Raw genomic sequence first — 25,228 nt, 5'->3', positions numbered from 1 at the left:
GCACTGCATCATGAATGCTGTGCTGACAAACCGGCGCATGCATCACCATATAGGGCGAATTGGCCAAACCCCGGCCCCGCCCACACAGGACAAGGCGCAATTTGGCGATGAGTACAATCAACCTCGATCATCTCTTTAAACCGAAATCGGTAGCCGTGATTGGCGCGTCCAATCGCCCGCATTCTGTTGGCAGTGTCCTCATGAAAAACCTGTTGGCAGGTGGATTTGATGGCCCGATCATGCCGGTGAACCCGCGCAGTCAATCGATTGGCGGCGTTTTGGCCTATCCGGACGTCAACAGCCTTCCGGTGGTTCCGGAACTTGCCGTGATCTGTGTGCCGCCCAAGGGCGTTGTCCCGGTCATGGAATGTCTGGCGGAAAAAGGATGCCTTGCCGCGATCGTTCTGACCGCGGGCCTTAGTGCCGAACAATATGACGAAGAACGCAATGTTAAACAGGCGATGCTTGATATTGCGGCCTCGAAAAAGATCCGCCTGCTTGGCCCGAACTGTCTGGGTCTGATGGTGCCGGGCATTGGCCTTAATGCCAGCTTCAGCCATCAAAGCATTGGCCCCGGCAAGATTGCGTTTGTTTCTCAGTCCGGCGCGCTATGCACCGCTGTTCTTGACTGGGCTGCTGCACGCGGAATCGGGTTTTCGCACTTCATTTCGCTGGGTGAATGCGATGACGTCGATTTCGGCGATGTGATCGACTATCTCGGGTCCGATCCTGATACCCGCGCGATTATGCTTTATATTGAGTCGATCCACGAACGCCGAAGCTTCATCTCTGCCGCCCGTGCTGCGTCACGCAACAAGCCGATCCTGTGCATCAAGTCCGGTCGCTTTGCCGAGGGTGCCGCAGCGGCAGCTTCGCATACCGGCGCCCTTGCTGGCGCCGATGACGTCTTTGACGCGGCGATCAAACGGGCCGGTGTTTTGCGTGTGTATACCGTCAGTGAAATGTTCTCGGCCGCCGAAACGCTGTCACGCATGCGCCCGTTCCGTGGTGACAAGCTTGGCATCGTGACCAATGGTGGCGGGATTGGGGTGTTGGCGGTTGATGCCCTGATCGAACGTCAGGGCCAATTGGCACACCTTGAAGACGAAACCATCGCCGCACTGGACGAAGTTCTGCCGCCGACCTGGTCGCATGCCAACCCGGTCGACATCATTGGTGATGCACCCGGTGAACGCTATGCCAAGACCATTGATGCGGTCCTGAAAGACAAAAACATCGACAGCTTGCTGGTCATGCATGCCCCGACTGCGATTACCGATCCGGTTGAAGTCGCACAAGGCGTGATTGACACCATCAAGGGCAGCAAAAAGAACATCCTGACCAACTGGGTTGGTGAAGCCACCGTGGCCGAGGCCCGCAACATGTTCTATGCCGCGGGTATTCCGACATATCGCACGCCGGAAAACGCGGTTGCCGCCTTCCAACACATGGTCAATTTCCGCAAGTTGCAAGATCTGTTGATGGAAACACCGCCATCGGTGCCGCACGATTTCACGCCTGATATCGACAAGGCGCGCAGCATCATTCATTCGGCGATCCATGCCGGCCGCCACATGCTGACCGAACCGGAAGCGAAATCGGTTCTTGAATGCTTTGGCATCAATACGGTCAAAACCTTTGCTGCACTTGATGTGCAGGATGCCGTGACCAAGGCCGAAAAGATCGGTCGTCCCGTCGCACTCAAGATCCTGTCCGATGACATCAGTCACAAATCCGATGTCGGCGGCGTGATCCTGAACCTTGAAAACGGCGAAGAAGTTCGGGCTGCTGCCGAGAAAATGCAACGCATCATCCGTGAAAAATTCCCGGAAGCCCGCCTGCGCGGCTTTACCGTTCAGGAAATGGTCAAACGCGCCGGTGCACGTGAACTAATCGTTGGCATGACCACCGACCCGATCTTTGGCCCGGTCATTCTGTTCGGTCATGGCGGTGTCGAGGTCGAGGTCGTTCGCGACCGTGCCATGGCCCTGCCGCCACTTAACATGAAGCTTGCTCGCGAACTGGTCGAAGGCACGCGTATCCATAAACTTCTGCAAGGATACCGCGATGTACCGGCGGTCAACCTTGAAGAGCTTTACATGACGCTGGTGCGCCTGTCGCAACTGGTTGTTCAGCTTGGCGAGGTTCTTGAACTTGATATGAACCCGCTTCTGGCCGACCGCGAAGGCGTGATTGCCCTTGATGCCCGAATCAAGGTAACGCCAAAGGTGATCAGCGATGAAAACCGTCTGGCCATTCATCCCTACCCGCGCCACCTGAAAGAAAAAGTGGTGATGGATGATGGCACGACCTATCTGCTGCGTCCGATCAAACCGGAAGATGAACCGGCCCACTACGAGTTCATGTCGCGCCTGACGCCTGAAGACATCCACTTCCGCTTCTTTGGTTCCGTTCGTGAACTGCCGCATTCGGAAATGGCCCGTCAGACGCAGCTTGATTATGATCGCGACATGGCATTCCTCGCCATTCTGATGAATGGGGATGAAGAGGTCGAATTCCACGGCATTGTTCAGGTCGTGATTGATCCGAACAACGAGAAGGCTGAATACGCCATCATGGTGCGTTCCGATATCAAGGGTCGCGGTCTTGGCCGTATCCTGATGGAAAAGATGATCGAATTCTGCCGTCGCAAGGGCACCGAGACCTTTATTGGTCAGGTTCTGCCAAACAACCGTCGGATGCTAACACTCTGCGAAAGCCTTGGCTTCAGCCGTAAATTCATCGCAGATGAGGATGTATTCGAAGTCACCCTGCCCTTGCAGCGTGATCCGGAATAAACCGCGTCATCACTGCCAAACAACAAAAGCCCGGCATATCGCCGGGCTTTTTGCATTCTGACGGGTCTGTCTTTGAAGTTCAGGCGGTTTCTGCGATCAGTTTGGCCTTGATATCGGAAACCGCCTTTTCCGGGTCGATGCCCTTTTCACGCAGTGAATCAATCGCTTCATTCTCGATCGTGCGTAGTTCCTGCAAGGTGGTCTGCACGTCTTCAAGCTGCTGTTCAAGCTCCTCGATCCGACGGCGCCCGACCAGCATCAGATGCGCTAGCTGCTCTGTCCGACTGCGATCGGCGTCGTAAAGGTCGATGTATTCCTTGATATCCTCAAGCGAGAAACCAAGACGTTTGCCCCGCAGGACAAGCATCAACCGCGCCCGGTCACGGTAATTATAAACGCGCGTTGCCCCGGCACGCTGCGGTGCCAACAGTTTTTTGGTTTCATAAAACCGGATTGCACGCGGCGTGATGTCGAACTCTTCGGCCAGCTCGGTGATGCTATAAAGCTTGTCGTTCATGGTTTTTCTTGTTTGTTGAATGCGGTGCGTCACCATCGCAACATTCCGACAGCCCAGTCAACAACTTTACGCATACGTAAGGCCATAACAGAGGGTGTGGTGCGTTACGATGGCGTCGCCTTACTCATCACAAGTCGGCAGACCGCGAATGTAATCCAGATCAACCGGCACATAATCCGGGCCATCAAAGATGTTCCCGTCTGTGATGGCACCGGGCCAGAATGTGCGATCACATTTCCATGTGCTGCCATCTGGCATCGGGATGCGCAAGGTTTCGCAATACCCCTCGCGATGTTCCGGGCGAAGATCAAAACGCCCACCCAGCCCATCTTCAAACAGCGGAATGCTTGATACCCGTGGATCGCTCAAAACACCGTTATACGGGTCAAACACATCCGGATATGTCGGATGGTTGGCGAGATCACCTTTAAACAGCACCGGTAACGGCCCATCGGAAGACAAGTCTAGCTTGTCTGCCGAGCCAAAGAAAGTCTGATCAAGTGGCATTAGGTCTTCGGGCAGTTTGGTCGGATCGGCATGCTCAATCGCGTTACGCGCATTAGTCAGCCCGCGCGTTGTGCCCTTCTTGATGTATTTCTGGCGCAGGAAGAAGCTGTTGTGAAAACAGTTTGAAACGTAATCGGGCTGTGCGACCGAACCACCCTTGCCCAGTTTGAAAACAGCCCCGCCGTTATATTCATCGCCCTCCGGACCCGGGCGGCTATCAAACCAGCAGATATTGCCGAAATAATACCAAAACCCGCCGCGTACCCCGTCCTGGGAAAACAGCTTGTGGCAATTGTAAAACCGGTTGCGACCGATCCACCAACCGACCGCTATGGCTTCCGGTTCGACTGGATTGTCGCGGATATATCTGAACCGGTTGTCAAAGATCCTGACATCGCGGTTAAAGCTGCCAACCGGTGCATCGAGATTGTGACTGGAAACATCCATGCGAACGCCATTATAGCAGTCACAGATATCGTTCCGGATGATCTCGACATCGCCGATAATGTCATCCGATCCAAAGAAGGCACCGTTCAGATAACGATATTCGACCTTGATAACATTGCCATCTTCATCCTTGCCGTCATGGATTTCATCCCAGCGAATCTGACGCCAGATATTTGGGTCCTGTACCCATCGGCAGTCGGAGATCGAGATGCCCCATGTCTGTTCGCCGTTGGCGTAAAAGGCATAGGTGCCCTCGGCAATATCAAGATCGCGAAACGCTAGGTCATGGCTATTTTCGATATAAACCGCACTTGGCCAGGCCCGCTTGATGGTAAATAGCTCCAACCGGATATGTGCGACTTCAATCAACTGAAAAACGGCGTATCCACTGCTGCCCGGATTGCTGGCGGAAACGGACGGATCGGGGAGTTTTCCGGCATCAATCACCGCATCAGGTTCACCGCGAACAATGATCGGCTGATCAGCAGTCCCACTGCGCGGGAAACGAAGCGGGTTCGCAAAGCAATAGTCGCCCGCAATCATACGGATCATCTGACCCGGCTGGCTTTGCGCAATCGCCTGATCAAGCGTCAGGGTTGGACGCAATTTTGCGTCGATCCAGTGGTCCTGCCCGTCACTTGATACGTAAACAACTTCCATAACCCACCCTCCCTGTTTTTGACTGCAAAACCATAACGAAAAACAACCAGAGGCCAAGTCTGTTGTTTTGAAAATCCCATTTCTGGAGCTCCAGTGGGAAGGATCATATTAAACGATTCATACCTTTTGCAATTTCGTATGAAGTGTTTTAAATCATAGTGATGTCGCAAACCTTTGCGGCATCCGCGTAAAAAGATTACCCAACAAAGGACCTTTTCATGTCCCTCGCCTCCGGACTATTTTCCAAGCTGTCCCTGTCACTGATCATCGCTACAACCAGCACCAGCGTGGCGCACGCGCATTTCCAGAAGATGATCCCCTCGACCAATGTGGTTGATCAGGAAACCGGTCGTACGGTCACGTTTGATCTGACCTTCACTCATCCGATGACCAATGGCCCGGCGATGACAATGGAAAAGCCGCTACAGTTCGGCATGCAGTTCAATGGCACCAAAACAGACCTGCTTGATCGCCTGACCGCCAAGGAAGTCGATGGTATGTCGGCCTTTGATGCCGAAGTACAATTAAAGGCCCCGGGTGGTTACGCCTTCTTCGTCGAGCCGGTCCCCTATTACGAACCCGCCGAAGGCAAATTCATCATCCAGTACACCAAGACGATCATTGATGCCTATGACGCGGGCGAAGACTGGGATCAGATGGTCGGCTTCCCGGTCGAGATCGAGCCCCTCACCCGCCCCTATGGCATTTGGGCGGGCAATGTCTTTTCGGGCATGGTGCGTCACAACGGCGAACCTGTCCCGTTTGCCGAAGTTGAAGTCGAATATGCCAATGACGGCAGTATCGATCTTCCCAACGCGACCTTTGCCACCCAGGTGACCAAGGCCGACGCCAACGGCATCTTCCATTACGCCATGCCAAAGGACGGCTGGTGGGTGTTTGCCGCCCTGATTGAGGATGGCACCATGGCCGCGCCTGATACCAACAATCAGGTTCCCGTTGAACGCGGCGGTGTTCTGTGGGTCAAGACCGATCTGATGGACTGAGTTTGCCGGGCAGGTGCGCACCACCTGCCCGTTCCTTTACCCCTGTTTTCCCTGATGCCCGGTTTTGACATGACATTCTTTCGCCCCCTGTTTTTCGCGTTACTGCTTGCTTTTGCCCTGCCCGTCAGCACAGCGATGGCGCACAATCTCAATGTGTTTGCCATGAGTAACGGCGACACGATCGAGGGATATGTCTATTTCACTGGTGGTACGCGTGCCCGTCAGGCACTGATCGAACTGCATGGTACGGATGATCGCATCCTGTTCACCACCAAAACCGACGACCAGGGCAGCTTTGCCTTCACCGTCAGCCACCGAGCGGACTACACGGTTTTCACCAACACCGGTGATGGCCACGTCGCGTCCTTTGCCCTGCGGGCTGACGAGTTTGCCGAACATCTGCCGGTTGCGGGTTCAGAAACCAATGTGACCGTGACACAAGTCGACAGCGCAGATCCCGACAGCATGGACGAAACCGACGCGTCAGCAACCGAACCGCAATCCTTATACATTTCAAAGAATGGCCTTCAAGCCCTGTCACATGACGAGCTCAGCACACTGATCAATCACGCTGTCGCCCGCCAAATCGGCCCGCTTCGTGAAGAGGTCAATGCCTATCGTAATGATGTTCGACTGTCGGATATTCTGGGCGGGATCGGCATGATCATGGGGATCTTTGGCGTATCTGCGTGGCTCATGGCACGCCGCCAAACCGGAAAGTGAGGGTTCCTCACTTTCGGCTCAAACCCGATCCCCACTTTCCATCGGCCATTTGGTGTGATGGCTGTCGATGACAAAGCGATGCTTGTGCGTGACCGGCGGGTGGTAGTGCCGATGGCGATGTTTCTCACTACCCCCATCGTGCTCATGTACATGGACATGATGCGGATCATTGTGATCATGGGGATGTTCATGCCAGAACCCCGGATGACTGTGGCGGATTTCCTGCCTGTCTTCCTTGGGCCAAAGGGTTACGGCAACGACAGTCGCCACGAACGCCAAACCACCCGATGCCAGAAACGCTACCGAAAGATCGGCCAGACTGCCAAGCCACCCGACAATCCCATAGGCAAATAGCCAGCCACCGTGTGAAAGCGCGAAGTTGGCAGCAAAGAACGCAGAACGATCCCCGTCGCTGGCAGAACGCTGGACAAGCCGCCCACCGGGCGTCTGGGCAAATGTGGTCCCAGCCCCGGCGATAGCCCACAGGATAGCGTAAGCCGCAACCGATGCGCCCCCGGCCATCATCAAAGCACCGCCCAAGATCATCGCATTAGCAGCAGCGACAATCCCCATAAGCATCAAAGGCCGCTCACCTAACCGTTCGATCAGACGCGGGATCATGAATGCCGCACACATCGACCCGGCACCGGCACAGGCCAAAAAGCTTGTGGTCAACAATTCCGAGCCACCCAAAACACCGCGGGTCAAAACCACCGTATTGACAATGATCATCGCACCGACGGATGACACGGCAAAATACACCGCCAGAAGCCCCCGCAGGCGTGGCGTTTTCAAGTACGAAGCAATGCCAAAAATCGTATTGGCGTAGACGCCGCCAACCCGATCAGTTGGTGCTGCTTGTGGAACACGGGCGGTCACGATCAGAAGTGCGGAAATCGCGAAAGTCAGGCTGTTGGCCATGAACAAGCTGTCAAATGACCAAACCACCAAGAGTGCTGCCGTCAGCGCCGGACTGACCAGATTTTCAAGATCATAGGCCAACCGGGCAAATGACAGACCCTTGGTATATGCCTTCTCGTCGGGGAGGATTTCCGGAATGATCGCCTGGAATACCGGCGTGAAGGCGGCAGAGGCCGCATTGACGACAAAAACAAGAACAAAAATCTGCCAGACCTGGTCAACGAATGGTAGGCACAGCACAACTGCGGCCCGCAACACATCCAGCCCGACTAGCCATAGCCGACGAGGTAGCAAATGCGCCATGCCGCCTGCGATCGGCGCGATCGCAAGATAAGCCACCATTTTCAAAACAAGGATGGAACCTAGCACCCGGCCTGCATCGTCGCCTGCAAGATCATAAGCCAAAAGCGAAAGCGCCACCGTCGTCAGCCCCGTCCCGATCAAGGACGTAATTTGGGCCGCAAACAAATGGCGAAAGGCCGGTTGGGAAAACGGAGATATGCTTGACGTCATCACCGCCCTTTCATGCTCACATGCGGGATTTGGCCTCTCAGGATGCGTCCTCGGCCTGTTTGGCGCGCTCACCAGCAGTACATTTCTTTTGCGGCAATTCAAGCATCTTGCCCGTGCGTAGTTCGATGATACGTGTGGCAAGCTTACGCCGGAAATGCGGATCATGCGAAACCAGGATCATGGCTTGCGGCAACCCCAACAGGATTTCCTCAAGCCGACGCATGTTTTCTTCATCAAGCGCATTGGTCGGCTCATCGAGCAACAAGACATCGGGCTTCATCGCGAGGACCGCCGCCACCGAGACCAAACGTTTCTCACCCCCCGAAAGTTCATGGGTGATCCGTTCGCGTAAATGTTTGAGATGCAGCTGATCAAGCACCTCGTCAACGATCGCAAGTGCCTCTTCGCGGCTGGCACCAAGGTTTAGCGGGCCAAAGGCAATATCCTCGATCACGGTCGGGCAGAACAACTGATCATCGGGATCCTGAACAATAAAGCCAACCCGGCAACGCAAGTCATGAAATTCGGCATCCGTCACGCGGGGGGTGCCAAAGGCTCGAATTTCGCCTGCATGCGGTTTGATCAGACCAACCAGAATGCGCAGCAGCGTGCTTTTACCAGCGCCGTTCGGCCCGGCCAAAAACAGCCGTTCGCCCGGATCAAGCGTCAGACTGACGCGATCCAGCACGTTCTGGCCTGCCCGATAGCCATAGGAAATATTATTTAGCTCAATAAGCGAAGACATAAGTTCGATCCAGAATGACCAGAGCAGCAATCAGCGCGAGGAAAAAAACGGCAAACACACCATCGCGCCGGCGGAACGCCATATCATCAATCATCGGAAAATGACCACTAAACCCACGGCATTTCATGGCCTCCAACACGCGCTCGGCCCGCTCAAGCGACCGGACCACCAGCATACCAAACAGATAGCCGAATGACCGGTAAGTATGGGCATTGTTGCGTGCCTTGAACCCGCGCAGTTTCATCGCCATGCGCAGACGGTGATATTCATCATGCAGCACCGAAATATAGCGCACCGTGAACATCATCAGATGCACAAGCACGGGCGGGCATTTCAAACGATAAAGCGTATGCCCCAGTGCAACCGGCGTCATCCCCGACAGCAGGCTTAGCATCATCAGGACAACCGCATTGGCACGAATGCCGACCAGAACGGCATGCATCAGGCCTTCCTGACTGGCCTCTGCCCCAAGGATGGTGAACATCGGTGTGCCGGGTGTCGTAAAGGGCAGCATCACCAACATCACAATGATAAAGCCATCCATCGCCGCCATGCGTTTTAACGTAACGCGCAGCGGCAGGTCGGTGAGGCTCATGGTGATGGCAGCAAGCCCCAGCGCACCCAAGGCAAACTCGATCTGATGCAGGGCCACCACGATAATTGCAAAAACACAGGCCGCGACCACCCGAACCCTTGGATCGAACGCCCCGACAAATGACGGTGTTTGTCCGCCACCTGCCCTGACGTTCAAGGGTTGGTCATGTCCGAAAAGATGGCTCATGCTTTGGGTGCTTTTGCTCTTAGCCGTCGCGCTGCGATGTAATAGATGATCCCGAAGGCACCGAATATATAGCCAATGCCGCCAAGAATCGATTGAAGATCATTCTTTTCCTTGTAGGCCGTGATTTCACGCCGCAGCGGACGCAATTCATCCCGGACAATGGTGGCGATGATCTCTTCCTGTTCACGGGTAATAGCGGATCCCGTGCCAGAACCACCGGCCGACGCAACTGGCGCCTGCGAAGATGCAGCTGTCTTGGTGCTATCACTGCCTGATAACTCCGCGATGGCAAAAGTGGCCTCGGCCACATGCCCAGCCCCGAGATCCGCACGAAAACGCAAATCGACCTTCTGGCTTGGCGTGTAGACAAAGAAGCCATCGCCATCAGTGATGACTTCGTCGATCTTGTTGCCTTGCGGATCAAAGATTTCAACCAGCGTATTCTCGGCCATGACGCCGTTGGAAAAGCCGATCTCGCCTTCGACGTTCGCGCCACTGGGAAAGACAGACGCAATGACCTTGTGCGCCTGTGCTGGGGTACCGACAAGCACAAGCATGCCCAGCGCCACCATCATCGTAAGTGACTTAGCCATTGGATGCCTCACCCGCCTGTTTGGCGCGCAAGGCCGCCGCCTGCATCTGGAAGTCCGATATCGGGTCTGCCGGTTGCAGCAAGGCCGGTTTGACCTTTGCGATCAGATAGACGGCGGCTGCAGATACCAGCCCCTCGACCACCATGATCGGGATATGGGCAAAGAAGACCAGCTTGGCCGCCGGGACAAAGCCATCACCGGAAAGCGCCAGAGAAATCGCGACAAACACAGTCGTGAGCGCAATGGAAAATGCACCGGCACATCCGCCAAGTACAGCGGCCGTGACCGGATTACTGCGTGACACCATGCCCCGGAACAAAAGCCCCGCAAGTACGGCTGGAAACGCGATATTGACCGTATTGACGCCAAGAACCGTCAAGCCGCCAAAACCAAAGAAAATTGCTTGCAGCAGAAGCCCGACGAAAAGTGCAGGAAATGCGGTCCAGCCAAGCACCAGCCCGGCAAGACCGCTCATGATCAGATGCACACTGGATGGTCCCACCGGCACATGAATGAGCGAGGCAACAAAGAATGTTGCCGATAAAACCCCGGTTGCGGGAATTTTATCGATTGGCAGTTTGCGCAACCCAAGGCCAAGCCCGGCAACCGCAAGAACACCCCCGCCAATCAAAACTTCCGGTGCCAGCGCACCATCAACAATATGCATCTGTTTTGTCCCTCGCCTATTTCACATCATAGGCGCGAACCCACAGGACTGCATCCTGTGAAAGTTCCTTACCCTGAAATTCTTTTTCAGGGCCGCTGCCAAGTGCTGCAAATCCCCAAAACCCTGCTTTGGGGACACCAAAAGTGAAATACCCGTTTTCATCAGAAATCACCACCACGGCACCGCCTGGCATTGGCGATGCCGTAGGCCCCTTGGGCGCATTGCTGGCCATATCGGGTTCTGCGGCCATATATTCGATTTCAACCTCAACCCCGGCAACAGGTTGCCCTTCGCTCAGCACACGACCAGTAAAGGTCGAACCGGCAATAATATTGGTCGGTCGGTTAAGCGGCAGGATTTCGGTCTTAAGACCTTGCGGCTCCATCCAGTCGGTCGGGATTTCGTTGCGGTTCACATAGGATTTCGTGATCTGCTGGATGAAGATATCTTCGCTTTCTTCGTAATACGGGCTTGGCACAACAACCATCACGTAATCGCCACTGCGGCGAAGCGTCAAGGTCGCGTCATAAGCCGCGGCCGAGTTCGCAATTCCGGTGAAGGTAATTGGTGAAAGCGTTGATTTTAAATCGAGTTTCTCGCCGCGATTAACCGCATAGAACTCAAGCGGTTCTGCCATATCCATGACATGACCATTTTCGAAAGGATGCCAGAAAATCAGCTTAACGGGCTGATCCCCGGCCTTGGTCACGTTTACTTCCGGCGTGTAAGCCAACTGAAAATGTGCTTGTGCCGGCATGGCTGCCGACAGCACGCAGGCGCTTGCAACAGCAAGCCTGCCAAGGGTCTTAAACATGTAATCGTCTCTTTCTCAAACGATGCACGCAGGCCAAAAGCCCAACGCGCAGGGTCAGGACAAAGAACGATAGGATGGCTGGAAGCAAGATTGCGGATCTTTGTGAGACCGTTTGTACCCCTGCAACCTGACGCTCACCCCGGCGTCCAACAGTTTGATACCAGGCGCACAGCACCCGGCAGTCAAAGGCAGGTCTCCTGGCTCGCGGTTTGAAAAGCACTACGCCTTCCCGGTTTGCACCAGTGGCATATGCAGTGCTCTGACCGCTTACAGTTGCGGGGGCAGCCGTGGCCTTGTCATGCGTGACGCACCACGTTCCCTTTTAAGTTGATCCATTCAGATCAACACCAAAGACAGGGTAATAATCCACGGGCGACGGATCGCTGTCAACTCTTTGCCCAAGTTGCCAACGATAATCTTTTCAGCGGATGGCTTGACGCCTTTCAAACCGGGCGCAAAGATCATGGATAACTTTTGTTACGGGTTAACAAACCTGCATTTTGATGGGCGGAAACATCATGACACCTGAAACAGTACTTGTTTTCTGGTTCAAGGAACTCGAAGAAAAACAGTGGTTTATCAAGGATACTTCCCTTGATCGCCATATCACGGAACGCTTTGCCGATTTTCATGCCGCTGCCAGCGCAGGGGAACTTTATGGCTGGCGCAAAACCGCCCATGGCCGTCTTGCGGAGATCATCGTTCTTGATCAGTTTTCGCGGAACATGTACCGCGATCAGCCGCAATCCTTTGCCTCTGACCCGATGGCCTTGGTGCTGGCACAAGAAGCGGTTTCATTGGGGCTGGATCGCAAACTGGTAACCCCGCAGGAACAGGCATTTCTGTATATGCCCTATATGCATTCAGAATCTGAAATCATCCACGAAGTGGCGATCGATCTGTTTTCCAAGCCGGGCCTTGAACACAATTACGAGTTCGAGCTGAAACACAAAAAGATCATTGATAGATTTGGCCGCTATCCCCATCGCAACGAAATATTGGGGCGTTCATCAACGCCCGAAGAACAGGCGTTTCTCAAGGAACCCGGATCATCGTTCTAAGCACAAAAAAGGGACGGTGTCCCGTCCCTTTTGAATTCAATCTGACTTAAGCTAACAATCAGCCGACATCGCGGTCGCGATTATCCCACCAGCCCTGGACAAGGCTTTCGGCCTCGTCCATGTAATCGGCCTTACCGGCAAGGAAGACGGCCATTGCGGCACTGCCTTTGATCTTGGCTTCTGCTGGCGCATCTTCGACGTCACCACGCCAGACACCCAAGAAATGCTTGAGCGTTACCGGACTTTGATCCTCGCCGTCTTTTTCGGTCTTTGACAGCATGGCCGGCCAGCGAACGTCATTGAGCTCGCCATTATCAAGCATTCGCAGATCGACATGCTTGAACGGTGTTCTTTCGGCTTCACCGCCGCCGCCCTTGATCACACCGATGCGCGGCAGTTCCAAAAGCCTGCCGGTTTCGCGATGTACATCGAGAAATGCCGGATGGAACACCCCCAGAAAGGCAGCGCGTGCCTGCAAAGGATTAAGCAACCGCAACAGGGTATTCACCGGACTGCGCAAGCCCAGCAACGGACGCAAGCCAATCAGTTCCTGCAGTTTCGGATGCATGTGACGCAGCGGTAGATAGGCAAACCCCTTTGATCCGATATCGGACCGGGCTTCTTCGGCTGACATCGCGATCGGTAGTTTGAGTGCCTTGATCGCGGCTTCTGTGCCGACACCGTTTACCAGATGCGAGTTATAACCATGCATCAGAACCGGCACGCCGTTCTGCGACAGCAACAGGGCTGAAAGCACAAACCAGGGCAAACCGCGGGTGCGGCCCGCCGCATAGGACGGCCAATCAATTGCCGGCCGGATCAATGCGTCATCATCGCCATCTTCATCGGGCTCAAGGCGGGCGGCCTTGCGTACCGCTTCGATCATGCCAGCAAGTTCTTCGGGCGTTTCAGCGCGATAGCGCAGCATCAACAGGAACGCGCCAAGCTGGATCGGTTCGACCTCGTCGCGCAGGATCATGGTGAATGCCTTGAACGCCTCTTCGCGGGTCAGGCTGCGCGAACGCCCCGGCCCACGATAAAACGTCCGCAGAAAGCCCGAAAACGGGTGCGATTCTGGTAAGGCATTCTCATCCTCGAGCTGTTCAAGATGCTCGTCGGTCATAAAACTTCACCGGAATAGTTGTCGTTACTGATCGTGGATGCGCGTAAAGACCCACTCGGTTTCAGTCGAGAGGTCGTCCTGATAGCGATAGCCATCCACGTTAAATTTCTTGAGCTCTTGCGGGTCTTCGAGCCGATTGTCAATCATATAGCGTGCCATCATGCCACGTGCACGCTTCGCCGAGAAGCCGACAACCTTCGCCGTGCCACCCTTCACTTCCTTGAACACAGGCGTGATCACCGGACCGTCAAGGACCTTGGTCTTGATCGATTTAAAATACTCATTCGAGGCCAGATTGATCAGGCTGCGATCTTTATGGCCCTTGGTAATTTCGTTGATTTCCTTCGAAAGCTTGTCGTCCCAGAACGCATAAAGGTCCTTGCCACGCGGATTGGAAAGACGCGTTCCCATTTCAAGACGGTAAGGCTGCATCAAGTCGCGTGGCTTCAACAGACCATAAAGGCCCGACAGCATGCGAAAATGATCTTCGGCCCAGTCGATGTCTTTGGCCTTCATGGTATCGGCATCGAGACCGACATAGGTATCACCACGGAATGCGAAGATGGCCGGTTTGGCATTATTGCGGTCAAACGGGCGCGAAAAATGCTGAAACCGCTGATAGTTCAGATCGGCAAGGTTTTCGCTGATGCCCATGAGCTTCATCAAATCGCTGCGGCTTTTTTTGCGCGCGACATCAACAAGTTCTTCGGTGTCATCGAGAAATGCCGGTTGGGAAACAGACATTTCCGGGGCATCTGTTTCGAAATCCAGCTTCTTGGCCGGGGACACAACAGCAAGCATCAATCTGCCTCTTCTCTTTCATCTCGGTTCGATTTGTCGTAACAAGCCACAAGGCATGGGCAATGTCTAGGGCCCAACCCCATGTACAGGAGTATACGGCTGTACATGGATTTGGACCCTTGGCGTTAACCATAAACTTCTAACTTTGCAGAAAATCCGTCTGGTGCAAGCTTTGACGGAAGAAAGGACCCATTATGAGTGAACAAGTTCGCGCGTCACACATTCTTCTGATGTATGCCGGTTCGGCCCGTTCGACCGCCACCCGCACCAAGGACGAAGCCCTGACCGAAATCAACGCGCTCAAGGATCAGGTTGCAAACGGTGCAGATTTCGCAGAACTGGCAAAAGCCAACTCTGATTGCCCGTCTGGCCAGCAGGGCGGCGACCTTGGCTTCTTTGGCCGCGGGATGATGGTTCCGGAATTCGACGCCGCAGCATTCAGCATGGACGTTGGTGCAACCTCTGACGTTGTTGAAACCGATTTCGGTTACCACCTGCTGCAGCGCACCGCCTAAGCCACAGCTTACGCGTCATGCAAAAATGAAGGCTGGCATTTAATTGCCAGCCTTTTTTTTCAGTCGCACCTGTCAGAAATCAACGATCGGTGCGTCAAGTTCGTATTGCGCCTTGTGATCTTCGATCTCAAGCACCCAGACATCCGGATCAAAACCGACCTGCTTGCGCCAATATTCGTCGCAGGCAAATTCCGTCTCCCTGCCCCTGTCCGGACCACCGGCCACCAGCATCCAGCCGAGATCCCCTTCAAGCGTCGTGACACGGGAGTAAACAAAACAACCGCCGTCAAACCGGTTGAGCTTCAAGAGGACGGCACCGGCATCTTCATTGCCCTTGTGAGCCACCATTGCCGTGATCAGGTTGGACTGGCAAATCGCGATCTGCCCGCGCACCCACAGACCGGCTTTAAGACGCGGCTGCATCTAAACCCCTTCCCGCGTTGCGGTCACGTTTTCCGGCATTTGCAGCATCAGATTCGGGTTTGGACAGATATTTCCCCAGATATCCCATTCAGACGGCTTGGCCGCGCCAAAGAAGTCACCTTCGCGGCCCAGCATGTCAAAGATGATCTGGAAATGCAGATGCGGGATCCAGTCACCATTGATCGGGAAATCCCCAAAGCGGCACAACAGGTCACCCGCAGAAATTTCCTTACCCTTATAAAGCCCGTCAAGGGATTCGCGGCTCAAATGGCCATACAGCGTATAGAACTTGATCCCGGCAGCCGGTTCATGCTGCAAGATAATGGTCGGACCGTAATCAAGATGCAGATTGTTATCGGCAAAGCTGTGTACAACGCCATCAAGCGGCGCGAATACCGGGGTATACGCCGGCGCGAACAAATCAATGCCAAGATGCTGACTGCGGGCTTCGCCGTCGTTTTTGAACTGCTCGGACTGATAACAGATACGGTCTTCGCGATAGCGGCCAATGCCAACCGGCGCCTTGGCATCTTCGAGTTGCTGCCACATAATTTCGGTCTGGCGTGCCGGATCGCTTTCCCCGCCAATGACGACATCACCGTTCGATGAAAAGTCGTAGACAATCTTCGCACAGGTTTTGAGATCGCATTCCATGACCGAGCGGAAGACAGCACTGTTTTCTTCGATCCAGGCGCGCAGACTTGCGGCTTCAGGCATAGGCTCCTGCCCTTGTGCGAAGCGGTCCTGATAGGTTTGGAGACGTTGGGCTGCGGCAGTCGATCGCAAAGCGGTCACGGTGATGGCTCCGAAACAGAAAAAGGCAGGGAACGATGCCCTGCCTTTAGCTACATTAATATCTGCCTGATCGGCAAGCCCTGGCTTACCAGTTGGTCACTTCGTACTCGCAGGACACGTCATCATCATCGGTGTCGGTCAGCGCAACCGTCAGGCGGCGCATCTGCGGGTTAAAGCGTTTGATGAAGTTCAAAAGCAGCAATGCTTCTTCAGAAAGCTCGCCTGCGTCTTCGTCATCTTCATCAAGTTCGCAAAGCTCAACCAGTTCAAGGAACAGCGCACCAAGGGCACGTTTGACGTCTTCGCCGCCCTTAAGGCCGCCCGTCAGTTCGCCAAGCGGTCCGAGGTCGATTTCAAGTTTGCGCAGGTTTGCGCTCATCTGGTCGATGGCGTCTTCATCCAGCACCATCTCGGCCGCGATCATGTGCGTGCCAACTTCGTTGATGTTCATGAAACCGACGAACTCGAACAGGTCGTCCTTGGTGCGGCCTTCTTCCAGCAGCTTTTCCGTATGTGCTTCGAATTCTTCGAAGTCGATATCTTCGCCAAGATCGTTTTCAAGATCGCTCATGTCGCTCTCCAATCAAAATTTGCGCTGCTGATACTCTGGATTGCGGGAAAACTCAACCCGGACTGGTGACATGGCCATCTGCTATGCATCCATCACATTGCATGCCAAACAATATTGCGAACGATAACGCATTATCACTAGGATTAGAATTAATCTGATCGACCGGCTTTGAATGGAACCCGTTATGCCCGCCTTTACGCTTCTCGATATCATCGCATTTTGCTGGGCCTTTGCCTGGTGGGTTGGCTACACGCTGTTTGCCGATGCCAGTTCCCGGCGTCGCAATTCCATCTCTGCCCATATGGCGCGCAATCGCCATCGCTGGATGGAACAGATGCTTAAACGTGACATCCGGATGGTGGATACCTCGATTTCCAGCAACCTGATTACCGGCATCAGTTTCTTTTCCTCGACCACCATTCTGGTTCTGATCGGTCTGGTCGCATTGCTCGGCTACACAGACAAAGCGATTGAAACCGTATCTGCCCTGCCCTTTGCCGCTGTCACCACGGCCGGCGTTTGGGAATGCAAGGTGGTGTTGCTGATCGTTATCTTTATCTATGCCTTTTTCAAATTCACTTGGGCGTTTCGGCTATCAAACTATTGCTCCATCCTGATCGGCGCAGCACCCGGGGCCGATTCACCAGACGCTGCCCGCGCGGCAGCGCGCGCATCGCGGATGAGCATGATGTCGGCTCATAACTTCAACCGCGGTATTCGTGCCTATTTCTTTGCCCTGTCGGCATTGGCTTGGTTCTACCACCCGGTTGCCTTCATCGTCTGCGCGACATGGGTGACGCTGGTGCTGTTTAACCGCGAATTCCGATCCCATGCGCTTGATATCTTAAGCGGTCATCACTGACCGAAGAACCAACGAAAAAGGGCCGCAGAAGCGGCCCTTTTCTTGTTCATACGCAGTGCTTTCAAGCGGCCTGTGCCCGACGGCGGATCGCAAAGGTCGCAACGATCAGCAACACCATGCCAACCGGAAGTGCAGCGCTATAAAGCAGCGTTACCCAACCCGATCCGGCATAGATCGTGCCAGCCGACAGTGATGCGATTGCGACCGTGCCAAATACACAGAACTCGTTGATGGCCTGTACACGGGCCTGTTCGGACGGACGATAGTTTTCCGTCAGGAACGTGGTGGCGCCAACAAACATGAAGTTCCAACCAACACCGAGCAGCACAAGCGACACCCAGAAATTCCCCATCAGGTCCTGCCCGGCAAGCCCAACGGCAAGACAGACAAAGTTCAGGATCGCACCGGCCTGAATGACCTTGAGCGCCCCAAACCGTTTGATCAGGTTCCCGGTAAAGAATCCCGGCGCATACATCCCGACAACGTGCCACTGGATGATAAAGGCGGCATCGCCAAACGCGTAATTGCAATCAAGGATCGCAAGCGGCGTTGCCGTCATTACAAAGCTCATGACCGCATAGCCAAGCGCGCCTGCAATGATCGCAACAATCACAGCCGGCTGCCCCATCACGGTTTTAAGCGGGCGTGCCGGTTCCGGATGCTTGTGCCCGCGCATATCGGGCAAGCGCAGCTGACCAATGGCGATCACCAACAGGAATTGCAAACCGATCAAGGCCACGAAAGTGCCAAGGAACGGCACCGTGTCAAACCAGTCACGGGCAAAGCTTGCCAGGTTCGGTCCGATAAAGGCCGAGGCCAAACCACCCAGCATGGTGTAGGAAATTGCACGCGCGCGGAATTCTGCCGGTGCGGCTTCGGCTGCGGCAAAACGATACTGCATGGCAATGGCGTTGCCCGCCCCGATGCAGGCACAAGCCACGCAAAGCAGCCAGAAATTGGCGTAGTAAACCGCGCCCATTCCCGACACCGCGCCCATCATCGCAATGGCAGCCCCCATCCAGAAACCAAACCGACGCCCCTTCTTGGCCATGATCACGGCCGATGGGGCCGTCATTGCCATCATGGCGATCATCATGCAGGCAACCGGCAGGGTTGAGAGGGATTTGTCACTGGCAAGTGAAAAGCCAATCACGGCCGCGACAGTAAAGATCAGCGACATCGCACTGGCAGACAGCGCAACGCACAGACTTAAAATCATGATGTTCCGGCGGACTTCCGGGCTCGACATTTGGGGCTCCCTGTTTTGGCGTTGGTGGCGCCAATTTCATGTTTTTGACAAAACGCGCTTTTGGCAACGGCTTGCGTCTTGCTCTACAAGTTTGTCCTGTTATATTGGCTCTTCACCTTACGGGATAGTGTCAATGCACGGCTTTGCCGACAAAAAGTTGAAGATCGCCGAAAACACTGCACGCCAGATTGGCGTTGCGGCGGTCCGTGCTGTCCCGAAAGTCGCTTTTTTCAAAGAGCGAACTTGACCTCATCCTGAAATTCCTTTTCTTGTGCATTTACCCCGCGTAAACATGCGGGTCGTATATGTGCATTACTGAATTATGCCCGCAGATAAAGCAGAGTTGAGCCAACCATGATTGCCCTGACCCTTCCCGATGGTGCCGTACGCGAATTTGACGGCCCGGTATCGGGGTTCGATGTCGCCAAAAGCATCAGTTCTTCGCTGGCAAAGAAGTCCTTTGCCATCATCGTCAACGGTGAAGTGCGCGACCTCGCGCGCGAGATTGACACTGACGCGACTATCGAAATCGTGACCAAGGGCCATGCAGAGGTTCTGCCGCTGATACGTCACGATTGCGCACATGTCATGGCTGAAGCCGTTCAGGAACTTTATCCCGATACGCAGGTCACGATTGGCCCGTCCATCGAGAACGGTTTCTACTACGACTTTGCCCGCGAAACGCCCTTCACGCCCGACGATCTGGTCAAGATCGAAAAGCAGATGCACAAGATCATCGAACGCAACGAGCCGATCGTGCGTGAGGTCTGGGACCGTGATGAAGCGATCAAGTTCTTCCTGGACAAGGGTGAAAAATACAAGGCCGAGATCATCCGTGATCTGCCGGAAACCGAAACCATCACCTGCTATCGCCAGGGCGATTTCATCGACCTGTGCCGTGGCCCGCATGCGCCGTCGACCGGCAAGATCGGCAAGGCCTTCAAGCTGATGAAGGTTGCCGGCGCCTATTGGCGTGGCAATTCCGACAATGAAATGCTGCAGCGTATCTATGGCACCTGCTGGGAAAGCAAGGAAGACCTTGATGCGTATCTGCACATGCTTGAAGAAGCTGAAAAGCGCGACCACCGTCGCCTTGGCCGCGAAATGGACCTCTTCCACATGCAGGAAGAAGCCCAAGGATCGGTCTTCTGGCATGACAAGGGTCTGAAGCTTTATCGCAAGGTTGAAACCTATATCCGTGATCGCCTTGATGCAGCCGGTTATCAGGAAGTGCGTACGCCGCAGCTTGTCGATCGTGTGCTTTGGGAAAAATCCGGTCACTGGGAAAAGTTCCGCGAGAACATGTTCACCACGACCCCGGATGAAGATGATCCGGAACGTGTTCTGGCGCTTAAGCCGATGAACTGCCCGTGCCACGTGCAGATATTCCGCCTTGGCAGCAAGTCCTATCGCGACCTTCCGCTGCGTATGGCGGAATTTGGCTGCTGTCACCGCAATGAGCCGTCCGGCGGTCTGCACGGCATCATGCGCGTGCGCCAGTTCATTCAGGATGATGCGCATATCTTCTGCACCGAAGACCAGATCGTCTCGGAAACCAAGATTTTCTGTGACCTTCTGAAGTCGGTTTACAAGGATTTCGGCTTTACCGACATTCTTGTCAAATTCTCCGACCGTCCGGAAGTGCGTGCCGGTTCTGACGAGATCTGGGACAAGGCCGAGGCGGCCCTTCGCGAAGCGGCTGAAGAAGCGGGTCTGGCCCTTGAAGTCAACCCGGGTGAAGGCGCGTTTTATGGGCCGAAGCTTGAGTTTGTGCTGCGTGACGCGATTGGTCGTGACTGGCAGTGCGGCACGCTTCAGGCCGACTTTGTTCTGCCGGAACGTCTGGATGCGTCCTATATGGGCGAAGATGGTGAAAAACACCGTCCGGTCATGCTGCACCGTGCGATCCTTGGGTCGCTCGAACGCTTCATCGGCATTCTGATCGAAAACTATGCCGGTCGCCTGCCGCTGTGGCTTTCTCCAGTTCATGCGGTTGTCTGCACCATTACCAATGACGCCGACGATTATGCACATGAAGTCAAGGCAGCGCTTGAAGCCAAGGGCCTCACTGTTGAGCTCGATACCCGTAACGAGAAAATCAACTACAAGGTCCGCGAGCACAGCCACGCCAAGGTTCCGATGATCCTGGCGCTTGGTAAACGCGAAGCCGAAGAAAAAACTGCTTCGGTTCGTCGTATCGGCTTCAAACACCAGAAGACTTACGGCATTGAGGAACTGGGTGATACGATGGCGGCTGAAATCCGTGATCGCGTTATCGAGGCTGATTTCTGATCAAGCCAAAATAAACAAACAAAAAGCCCGCAAGTCATATGCTTGCGGGCTTTTCTTTTATCAAAACGTCTCTTTATTCAGGTGGCAGCTTCGGACTTTCAGATGGCGGCAAGGTTCTGCCGCCTGCCCCGGACAGATCGATTTTTGTCATGCCTGCACCGGTGACTGACTGCTGAGCACGTGTCTGGGCGTAGGCCACTGATGGATGACGGGCATTGCCAAACACCTGACCGATGAAGCGCCAGATCTTTGGCACGAGCCAAACCAGAAGCAGGATAAAAACAGCAAGCAGCACGAAGAAGACCACCGGGTGGAACACAACGGTGTAAAGCGCGCCAAACACCGCGACATCTTCGGCAACAGAGGCCACGCTGTTGCTAAAAGGCTCGGGCGATGTGTTGATCGCAGCCCGACTGCCGGCCTTGGTGAAGTGGCTTCCGGCTGCAACAGTCCCGCCGACCAGCAGCGCAATGGCGGTTTGCGCACCATCCCCCAAACCGATATCAAGGCCGCCCAACGCACCGGCAGCAAGCAACGCCCCCGCAGGAATGCGGATAAAGGTGTGGATGGCGTCCCAGACGCTATCAACGATCGGAATTTTGTCTGCTACGAACTCAATCAGATACAGGAAGATGGCCAGCGCCAGCACCCACCAGCTTCCCAAAACCTGAAGTTCGGGCGGTAAATCAAGCAAACCAAAATTGTTCATGAAGCCCAGAACAACCACGGTGCCATATAGATTTACACCGCTGGCCCAGGCCCCGCCCATCCCCAAAGCAAGAGTTTCGATTACTCCCACGAACAACGCCCTTTCAAAGACACAATTCTCACCAACAAGTGACTAGGCAAAACTTCCAGTTGTGATAAATCACACTTTCAGAGCGTCCCAACGCACGTATTAATGCCAAACAAGATCAAAGAAAGGTACGACGATGAACCGTGATGGTGAAACCCCAAAAATGATCAAGGCATGTGCTGTGGTGATGATGCTTGCCACCCCGCTTCTGGCAGGCAACGCTTTTGCGATGGGAAGCTCGGATAGCTGGAGCTCCGAGGGAACCGATCTTTCGGCTGTGACCGAACTGGTTGATACAGAAATGTACGAGATGGCGATCGACAAGATCGAAACCATGCTCGAAGAAGATTCCGAAAACGCCGATCTCTATAATTACCTTGCCTATAGCCAGCGCAAGATGGGCGATTTTGACAGTGCCGCGCAGAATTATGAACGCGCCCTGATGATCAACCCGGAACATGTCGGCGCACTTGAATATCAGGGTGAATTGTTCCTGCAGACCGGCAAGCCGCAAATGGCCCAGGAAAACCTTGCACGTCTTGAACAGCTTTGCGGCACCGACTGCGAAGAATACAAGCAGCTTGCCAGCAAAATGACCAACTAGGGCGTCTATTACACGACACTCTTGCCTATTCGTCAGGATAGGTTCCCTTTTTCGTGTAAAGACGCCATATCTCTGCAGAGGTTGGACACACGAAAACGGAAAAAATTGATGTCAAACGCCGTCATGAGCAAAAGCTATACAGTCGTATGCATGCGCACTTCAGGGCAGCAAATGGAACTGGAACCCGTTTCGGACTATAGTTCTGCCCTGAATTCCGCCAAGGATGCCATCGGCAACAAGAACACCACCGAAGTTCGCATTGTTGAAAACAAATACGATCAGGCGACCCGCAAAGACAAAAAACAGGTTATCAAAATCCTGACGCCGGAAAGTGCCGGTGTAGCTGGTGGTTCCACCCGTCGCGGGGCTCAAAACCCCGGCATGACCCGTGAAACAGCAAACCGGGCCACCAAGGGCATCATCAATATCGTGATTGCGGTAACCGTTTTGATCCTTCTGGCTGGCATTATGATCCCCTTGGCAATGAGATAACATCTCGCCCGTCTGCCCTGCCTCTCAACGCTGTTTATCCCACTGACTTTCAAGTAAACCTGATCGTAATTGGTCTGTTTGCAATAGTTGTGTTTGCCCGAAAGGAAAGATATAACTTTCTGTAATACAGCGACGATCAGGTGAAGCGTGAAAATCAGGTCTGCGACAACCAAAAACAGCCCCCGCAAGATCCGGGGATGGATGAGCGCCGCTGCATTTCTGCCGCTTCTGACTGCTTGCAGTACCGATGATTTGTCCGGGCTCTGGTTTGGGTCCTCCTCGTCCTCGCAAGAAATCACCTCGGCTTCGACCCATCAGGTATCCGCATCGGAAAAGGCAAGCTTTGACCGTGCGGCTTGTGGTCTGTTTTTCGGCAACCCTGCTGCCCAAAGCAGTTCTCAAAGCGCTGGTGCGACAACCGGCCCCATTTCGCTTGATGGCAGTCCACAGGACAACCTGCTGCAGGCGATTTCCTATGATATGGACGGCAATTATGAAAATGCGCGCAAGCTCTATGTCTGGCTGACGGCCACCCCGCCTGACATGAAGGTCGATCTTGATTGCGGTCTGGGTGTGCGCCTTTCAGGCAGCATCAACAGCCTCGCACAGCGCCGTCTGGTTGCCCTTGATGCCGCTTCACCTGAATATGCGCGCTCCGAAGAAATTGAAACTGTGGTTGCTTCTGCGACGGTGGCACCCGGCCCGGAACTGCCCGATCCGCCACAGGTCGAACGTGACCGACGCTTCTATGAAACCGGCGGCGTTGTTGAAGCCGAACCGGAAGACAGAACCAGTCCCGTCACCCGTATGGATATGCCGGTCAGCGAAAACACCGCAAAACTGACACGCGTTGAACGGCGTGAAGCGGCACCTGCATCTGCACCAACGCCCGCATCGCGATCAACGGCAACAAGTACAGCACCGGTAGCATCAGCAGATGTTGCTCCGAGATTGGCACCCGTGGCAGCCCCGACGCCAGCGGCACCAGCTATACAAGCCGAAGCACCGCGCTCTGCGCCGGTGGTTGAAGCCCCGACCATTGCTGGCGATGTCGCGCCGACCGAACATAGCGGCGCAATTGTCGCATCAAACTCCCGGCCAACGGAACAGGGTGAGTTGGATATTGTCGATCAACCACCTGCCCCGGCACCAATGATCGAACTCCCGATCACCTCAACGCAACCTGCGTCTGATGCCCCTGCCCAGGAAATGGCGCAGTCGGCAGTATCGGCGCAGCAAGCCGCCCCTGCACCGACCGCAGCACAATCAAACGGCCCCTACTACGCCGTGCAGCTTGCCGCTTACCGCTCACGCGGGCGGGCCGAAAGTGCCTGGTCGAAGTTTCAGGCTGCACCGCACGGCATGCTTGCCGCTGCCGATCATGAGGTCGTAAGTATCTCGATTGAGGGCAAAGGGTTGTTCTTCCGCTTGCTCACCGGCACCTTTGGCACGTCAGCAGCCGCAACGGAGGCGTGCAATACGCTTAAGTCTGCCGGAACCGATTGTCTGGTGCGCCGGGTTACCCCTTAAGCCGTTCTCTGGCCGATGCCGCCATTTTGTGGGACCGCATCAGGCCGTCTGGTCTGGTTTTATGACCGTGTCGCCGTACAAATCCCGGCATCCTAGCCAAAAGATATTCGACCTTTTCGTTATGTCGATAGTAGCGCCAGCGAAGATGCTGGATGAAACGCCGTGTGCGTTTTGATCCCGCCGCCAGCAGCGGGACACCAAGCGCTATAAAGACCATACCGAAAAACGGTGGTGGCAATGGCAGAAACACCAATCCGATCAGCAGACAAAAAGCACCTGTCAGCATCAAGGCCATTGATTTCAAATGCTTTAGCTTGCGCAAAGGCCTTCTCAGCACACCGTTCCACGGAATTCATGTGTGGATTATCTGGTGGAACGAACCCCCTGCCAAAAGAATGTTCAAAGACATTTGATCAAGAGGGGA

Annotated in this window: 27 protein-coding genes and 1 riboswitch; of the genes, 11 read left to right on the top strand and 16 right to left on the bottom strand. The window is 54.6% G+C overall.

Features of this window, described 5'->3' with window-relative positions:
• Positions 1-107 precede the first annotated feature (107 nt).
• Positions 108-2,798 carry a bifunctional acetate--CoA ligase family protein/GNAT family N-acetyltransferase gene (locus tag CMO10_RS17075; RefSeq protein ID WP_297024501.1) on the top strand — a complete coding sequence of 897 codons (2,691 nt, stop codon included), beginning with the start codon at positions 108-110 and terminating at the stop codon, positions 2,796-2,798.
• A 79-nt stretch (positions 2,799-2,877) separates the two neighbouring features.
• Here the strand turns inward: CMO10_RS17075 and CMO10_RS17070 are convergent, their stop codons facing one another.
• Positions 2,878-3,315, bottom strand: a complete 438-nt coding sequence (locus tag CMO10_RS17070) for a MerR family transcriptional regulator (RefSeq protein WP_297024500.1) — start codon at positions 3,313-3,315, stop codon at positions 2,878-2,880.
• 120 nt (positions 3,316-3,435) lie between these two features.
• Positions 3,436-4,929 carry a right-handed parallel beta-helix repeat-containing protein gene (locus tag CMO10_RS17065; RefSeq protein WP_297024498.1) on the bottom strand — a complete coding sequence of 498 codons (1,494 nt, stop codon included), beginning with the start codon at positions 4,927-4,929 and terminating at the stop codon, positions 3,436-3,438.
• Positions 4,930-5,147: 218 nt separating this feature from the next.
• Here CMO10_RS17065 and CMO10_RS17060 point away from each other — a divergent pair, with 218 nt between their 5' ends.
• Positions 5,148-5,933: a DUF4198 domain-containing protein gene (locus CMO10_RS17060; RefSeq protein WP_297024496.1), complete on the top strand. Its 786-nt coding sequence runs from the start codon at positions 5,148-5,150 to the stop codon at positions 5,931-5,933.
• Positions 5,934-6,002: 69 nt separating this feature from the next.
• Positions 6,003-6,656 carry a hypothetical protein gene (locus CMO10_RS17055; protein ID WP_297024494.1) on the top strand — a complete coding sequence of 218 codons (654 nt, stop codon included), beginning with the start codon at positions 6,003-6,005 and terminating at the stop codon, positions 6,654-6,656.
• A gap of 18 nt (positions 6,657-6,674) precedes the next feature.
• Here CMO10_RS17055 and CMO10_RS17050 read toward each other — a convergent pair whose 3' ends face one another.
• The 6 genes from CMO10_RS17050 to CMO10_RS17025 are packed head-to-tail and all read right to left on the bottom strand — an operon-like array spanning position 6,675 to position 11,690.
• Positions 6,675-8,090, bottom strand: a complete 1,416-nt coding sequence (locus CMO10_RS17050) for an MFS transporter (RefSeq protein WP_297024492.1) — start codon at positions 8,088-8,090, stop codon at positions 6,675-6,677.
• 37 nt (positions 8,091-8,127) lie between these two features.
• Positions 8,128-8,835: an energy-coupling factor ABC transporter ATP-binding protein gene (locus CMO10_RS17045; RefSeq protein WP_297024491.1), complete on the bottom strand. Its 708-nt coding sequence runs from the start codon at positions 8,833-8,835 to the stop codon at positions 8,128-8,130.
• Positions 8,819-9,616: a cobalt ECF transporter T component CbiQ gene (gene cbiQ / locus CMO10_RS17040; protein ID WP_297024490.1), complete on the bottom strand. Its 798-nt coding sequence runs from the start codon at positions 9,614-9,616 to the stop codon at positions 8,819-8,821. The genes CMO10_RS17045 and cbiQ overlap by 17 nt, the downstream gene beginning before the upstream one ends.
• Entirely contained in the window at positions 9,613-10,209 is a 597-nt protein-coding gene (locus tag CMO10_RS17035) for a cobalt ABC transporter permease (protein ID WP_297024489.1), read from the bottom strand. Before CMO10_RS17035 ends, cbiQ begins: the two co-directional genes overlap by 4 nt.
• Positions 10,202-10,876, bottom strand: coding sequence for a cobalt transporter CbiM (gene cbiM, locus CMO10_RS17030; protein WP_297024487.1), 675 nt, complete (start codon positions 10,874-10,876; stop codon positions 10,202-10,204). The genes CMO10_RS17035 and cbiM overlap by 8 nt, the downstream gene beginning before the upstream one ends.
• A 16-nt stretch (positions 10,877-10,892) precedes the next feature.
• Positions 10,893-11,690, bottom strand: coding sequence for a DUF4198 domain-containing protein (locus CMO10_RS17025; protein ID WP_297024485.1), 798 nt, complete (start codon positions 11,688-11,690; stop codon positions 10,893-10,895).
• A gap of 170 nt (positions 11,691-11,860) precedes the next feature.
• A riboswitch (cobalamin riboswitch) is annotated at positions 11,861-12,057 on the bottom strand.
• Between the two features lie 151 nt (positions 12,058-12,208).
• Between CMO10_RS17025 and CMO10_RS17020 the strand changes: the two genes are divergently transcribed.
• On the top strand, positions 12,209-12,751 hold the full coding sequence (locus CMO10_RS17020) for a DUF924 family protein (protein ID WP_297024483.1): 543 nt from the start codon (positions 12,209-12,211) through the stop codon (positions 12,749-12,751).
• A 58-nt stretch (positions 12,752-12,809) separates the two neighbouring features.
• Here the strand turns inward: CMO10_RS17020 and CMO10_RS17015 are convergent, their stop codons facing one another.
• Both CMO10_RS17015 and yaaA read right to left on the bottom strand, forming a co-directional pair.
• Positions 12,810-13,874, bottom strand: a complete 1,065-nt coding sequence (locus tag CMO10_RS17015) for a glycosyl transferase family protein (RefSeq protein WP_297024482.1) — start codon at positions 13,872-13,874, stop codon at positions 12,810-12,812.
• A 24-nt stretch (positions 13,875-13,898) separates the two neighbouring features.
• Entirely contained in the window at positions 13,899-14,675 is a 777-nt protein-coding gene (yaaA, locus tag CMO10_RS17010; RefSeq protein WP_297024480.1) for a peroxide stress protein YaaA, read from the bottom strand.
• A gap of 194 nt (positions 14,676-14,869) precedes the next feature.
• Here yaaA and CMO10_RS17005 point away from each other — a divergent pair, with 194 nt between their 5' ends.
• A complete protein-coding gene (locus tag CMO10_RS17005) occupies positions 14,870-15,190 on the top strand; it encodes a peptidylprolyl isomerase (protein WP_044828881.1) in 321 nt (106 codons plus the stop codon).
• 72 nt (positions 15,191-15,262) lie between these two features.
• Here the strand turns inward: CMO10_RS17005 and CMO10_RS17000 are convergent, their stop codons facing one another.
• The 3 genes from CMO10_RS17000 to CMO10_RS16990 form a co-directional block, all read right to left on the bottom strand.
• Complete coding sequence (locus CMO10_RS17000; RefSeq protein ID WP_297024477.1) at positions 15,263-15,613, bottom strand: DUF1491 family protein; 351 nt, start codon at positions 15,611-15,613, stop codon at positions 15,263-15,265.
• Complete coding sequence (locus CMO10_RS16995) at positions 15,614-16,330, bottom strand: peptidoglycan DD-metalloendopeptidase family protein (RefSeq protein ID WP_297024475.1); 717 nt, start codon at positions 16,328-16,330, stop codon at positions 15,614-15,616.
• Between the two features lie 163 nt (positions 16,331-16,493).
• Entirely contained in the window at positions 16,494-16,979 is a 486-nt protein-coding gene (locus tag CMO10_RS16990; RefSeq protein ID WP_044828878.1) for a hypothetical protein, read from the bottom strand.
• Positions 16,980-17,163: 184 nt separating this feature from the next.
• On the opposite strand from CMO10_RS16990, the gene CMO10_RS16985 reads away from it, so the two are divergent.
• Complete coding sequence (locus tag CMO10_RS16985; protein ID WP_297024472.1) at positions 17,164-17,841, top strand: DUF599 domain-containing protein; 678 nt, start codon at positions 17,164-17,166, stop codon at positions 17,839-17,841.
• A gap of 61 nt (positions 17,842-17,902) precedes the next feature.
• Here CMO10_RS16985 and CMO10_RS16980 read toward each other — a convergent pair whose 3' ends face one another.
• On the bottom strand, positions 17,903-19,090 hold the full coding sequence (locus tag CMO10_RS16980; protein WP_297024470.1) for an MFS transporter: 1,188 nt from the start codon (positions 19,088-19,090) through the stop codon (positions 17,903-17,905).
• 354 nt (positions 19,091-19,444) lie between these two features.
• On the opposite strand from CMO10_RS16980, the gene thrS reads away from it, so the two are divergent.
• Positions 19,445-21,382 carry a threonine--tRNA ligase gene (thrS, locus tag CMO10_RS16975; protein ID WP_297024469.1) on the top strand — a complete coding sequence of 646 codons (1,938 nt, stop codon included), beginning with the start codon at positions 19,445-19,447 and terminating at the stop codon, positions 21,380-21,382.
• 73 nt (positions 21,383-21,455) lie between these two features.
• On the opposite strand, the gene CMO10_RS16970 is transcribed toward thrS, so the two are convergent.
• Complete coding sequence (locus tag CMO10_RS16970) at positions 21,456-22,181, bottom strand: DUF4126 domain-containing protein (RefSeq protein WP_297024467.1); 726 nt, start codon at positions 22,179-22,181, stop codon at positions 21,456-21,458.
• 133 nt (positions 22,182-22,314) lie between these two features.
• On the opposite strand from CMO10_RS16970, the gene CMO10_RS16965 reads away from it, so the two are divergent.
• From CMO10_RS16965 to CMO10_RS16955, 3 genes are all read left to right on the top strand, one after another.
• Complete coding sequence (locus CMO10_RS16965) at positions 22,315-22,782, top strand: tetratricopeptide repeat protein (RefSeq protein WP_297024465.1); 468 nt, start codon at positions 22,315-22,317, stop codon at positions 22,780-22,782.
• A 171-nt stretch (positions 22,783-22,953) separates the two neighbouring features.
• Positions 22,954-23,274, top strand: a complete 321-nt coding sequence (locus CMO10_RS16960) for a hypothetical protein (RefSeq protein WP_297024463.1) — start codon at positions 22,954-22,956, stop codon at positions 23,272-23,274.
• Between the two features lie 201 nt (positions 23,275-23,475).
• The gene (locus tag CMO10_RS16955; protein WP_297024460.1) at positions 23,476-24,804 is read left to right on the top strand and encodes an SPOR domain-containing protein; all 1,329 of its coding nucleotides are present in this window, start codon (positions 23,476-23,478) and stop codon (positions 24,802-24,804) included.
• On the opposite strand, the gene CMO10_RS19800 is transcribed toward CMO10_RS16955, so the two are convergent.
• The gene (locus tag CMO10_RS19800; RefSeq protein WP_363928347.1) at positions 24,794-25,054 is read right to left on the bottom strand and encodes a hypothetical protein; all 261 of its coding nucleotides are present in this window, start codon (positions 25,052-25,054) and stop codon (positions 24,794-24,796) included. The genes CMO10_RS16955 and CMO10_RS19800 overlap by 11 nt on opposite strands.
• Here CMO10_RS19800 and CMO10_RS16950 point away from each other — a divergent pair.
• Positions 24,957-25,217, top strand: a complete 261-nt coding sequence (locus tag CMO10_RS16950; protein ID WP_297024458.1) for a hypothetical protein — start codon at positions 24,957-24,959, stop codon at positions 25,215-25,217. The two genes, CMO10_RS19800 and CMO10_RS16950, sit on opposite strands and share 98 nt — an antisense overlap.
• Positions 25,218-25,228 lie beyond the last annotated feature (11 nt).

The sequence above is a fragment of the Thalassospira sp. genome (genome assembly GCF_002709775.1).
In the GTDB taxonomy this organism is placed as follows: Bacteria; Pseudomonadota; Alphaproteobacteria; order Rhodospirillales; family Thalassospiraceae; genus Thalassospira.
Note: the sequence above shows the minus strand (reverse complement) of the source record. Positions and strands in the feature narration are given on the sequence as shown.

Excerpts from the sequence above, each read along its gene's own strand:
- cbiM (WP_297024487.1), bottom strand. The coding sequence starts at position 10,876 with ATGCATATTGTTGATGGTGCGCTGGCACCGGAAGTTTTGATTGGCGGG.
- yaaA (WP_297024480.1), bottom strand. The coding sequence starts at position 14,675 with ATGCTTGCTGTTGTGTCCCCGGCCAAGAAGCTGGATTTCGAAACAGAT.
- CMO10_RS17005 (WP_044828881.1), top strand. The coding sequence starts at position 14,870 with ATGAGTGAACAAGTTCGCGCGTCACACATTCTTCTGATGTATGCCGGT.
- CMO10_RS17065 (WP_297024498.1), bottom strand. The coding sequence starts at position 4,929 with ATGGAAGTTGTTTACGTATCAAGTGACGGGCAGGACCACTGGATCGAC.
- CMO10_RS16960 (WP_297024463.1), top strand. The coding sequence starts at position 22,954 with ATGGAACTGGAACCCGTTTCGGACTATAGTTCTGCCCTGAATTCCGCC.
- CMO10_RS17075 (WP_297024501.1), top strand. The coding sequence starts at position 108 with ATGAGTACAATCAACCTCGATCATCTCTTTAAACCGAAATCGGTAGCC.
- CMO10_RS16980 (WP_297024470.1), bottom strand. The coding sequence starts at position 19,090 with ATGTCGAGCCCGGAAGTCCGCCGGAACATCATGATTTTAAGTCTGTGC.
- CMO10_RS17020 (WP_297024483.1), top strand. The coding sequence starts at position 12,209 with ATGACACCTGAAACAGTACTTGTTTTCTGGTTCAAGGAACTCGAAGAA.
- CMO10_RS17025 (WP_297024485.1), bottom strand. The coding sequence starts at position 11,690 with ATGTTTAAGACCCTTGGCAGGCTTGCTGTTGCAAGCGCCTGCGTGCTG.
- CMO10_RS17050 (WP_297024492.1), bottom strand. The coding sequence starts at position 8,090 with ATGACGTCAAGCATATCTCCGTTTTCCCAACCGGCCTTTCGCCATTTG.
- CMO10_RS17070 (WP_297024500.1), bottom strand. The coding sequence starts at position 3,315 with ATGAACGACAAGCTTTATAGCATCACCGAGCTGGCCGAAGAGTTCGAC.
- CMO10_RS16995 (WP_297024475.1), bottom strand. The coding sequence starts at position 16,330 with ATGCCTGAAGCCGCAAGTCTGCGCGCCTGGATCGAAGAAAACAGTGCT.
- CMO10_RS17055 (WP_297024494.1), top strand. The coding sequence starts at position 6,003 with ATGACATTCTTTCGCCCCCTGTTTTTCGCGTTACTGCTTGCTTTTGCC.
- CMO10_RS16990 (WP_044828878.1), bottom strand. The coding sequence starts at position 16,979 with ATGAGCGATCTTGAAAACGATCTTGGCGAAGATATCGACTTCGAAGAA.
- cbiQ (WP_297024490.1), bottom strand. The coding sequence starts at position 9,616 with ATGAGCCATCTTTTCGGACATGACCAACCCTTGAACGTCAGGGCAGGT.
- CMO10_RS17015 (WP_297024482.1), bottom strand. The coding sequence starts at position 13,874 with ATGACCGACGAGCATCTTGAACAGCTCGAGGATGAGAATGCCTTACCA.
- CMO10_RS17045 (WP_297024491.1), bottom strand. The coding sequence starts at position 8,835 with ATGTCTTCGCTTATTGAGCTAAATAATATTTCCTATGGCTATCGGGCA.
- CMO10_RS16955 (WP_297024460.1), top strand. The coding sequence starts at position 23,476 with ATGAGCGCCGCTGCATTTCTGCCGCTTCTGACTGCTTGCAGTACCGAT.
- CMO10_RS16985 (WP_297024472.1), top strand. The coding sequence starts at position 17,164 with ATGCCCGCCTTTACGCTTCTCGATATCATCGCATTTTGCTGGGCCTTT.
- CMO10_RS17035 (WP_297024489.1), bottom strand. The coding sequence starts at position 10,209 with ATGGCTAAGTCACTTACGATGATGGTGGCGCTGGGCATGCTTGTGCTT.
- CMO10_RS16950 (WP_297024458.1), top strand. The coding sequence starts at position 24,957 with ATGAAACGCCGTGTGCGTTTTGATCCCGCCGCCAGCAGCGGGACACCA.
- CMO10_RS16965 (WP_297024465.1), top strand. The coding sequence starts at position 22,315 with ATGAACCGTGATGGTGAAACCCCAAAAATGATCAAGGCATGTGCTGTG.
- thrS (WP_297024469.1), top strand. The coding sequence starts at position 19,445 with ATGATTGCCCTGACCCTTCCCGATGGTGCCGTACGCGAATTTGACGGC.
- CMO10_RS17060 (WP_297024496.1), top strand. The coding sequence starts at position 5,148 with ATGTCCCTCGCCTCCGGACTATTTTCCAAGCTGTCCCTGTCACTGATC.
- CMO10_RS17000 (WP_297024477.1), bottom strand. The coding sequence starts at position 15,613 with ATGCAGCCGCGTCTTAAAGCCGGTCTGTGGGTGCGCGGGCAGATCGCG.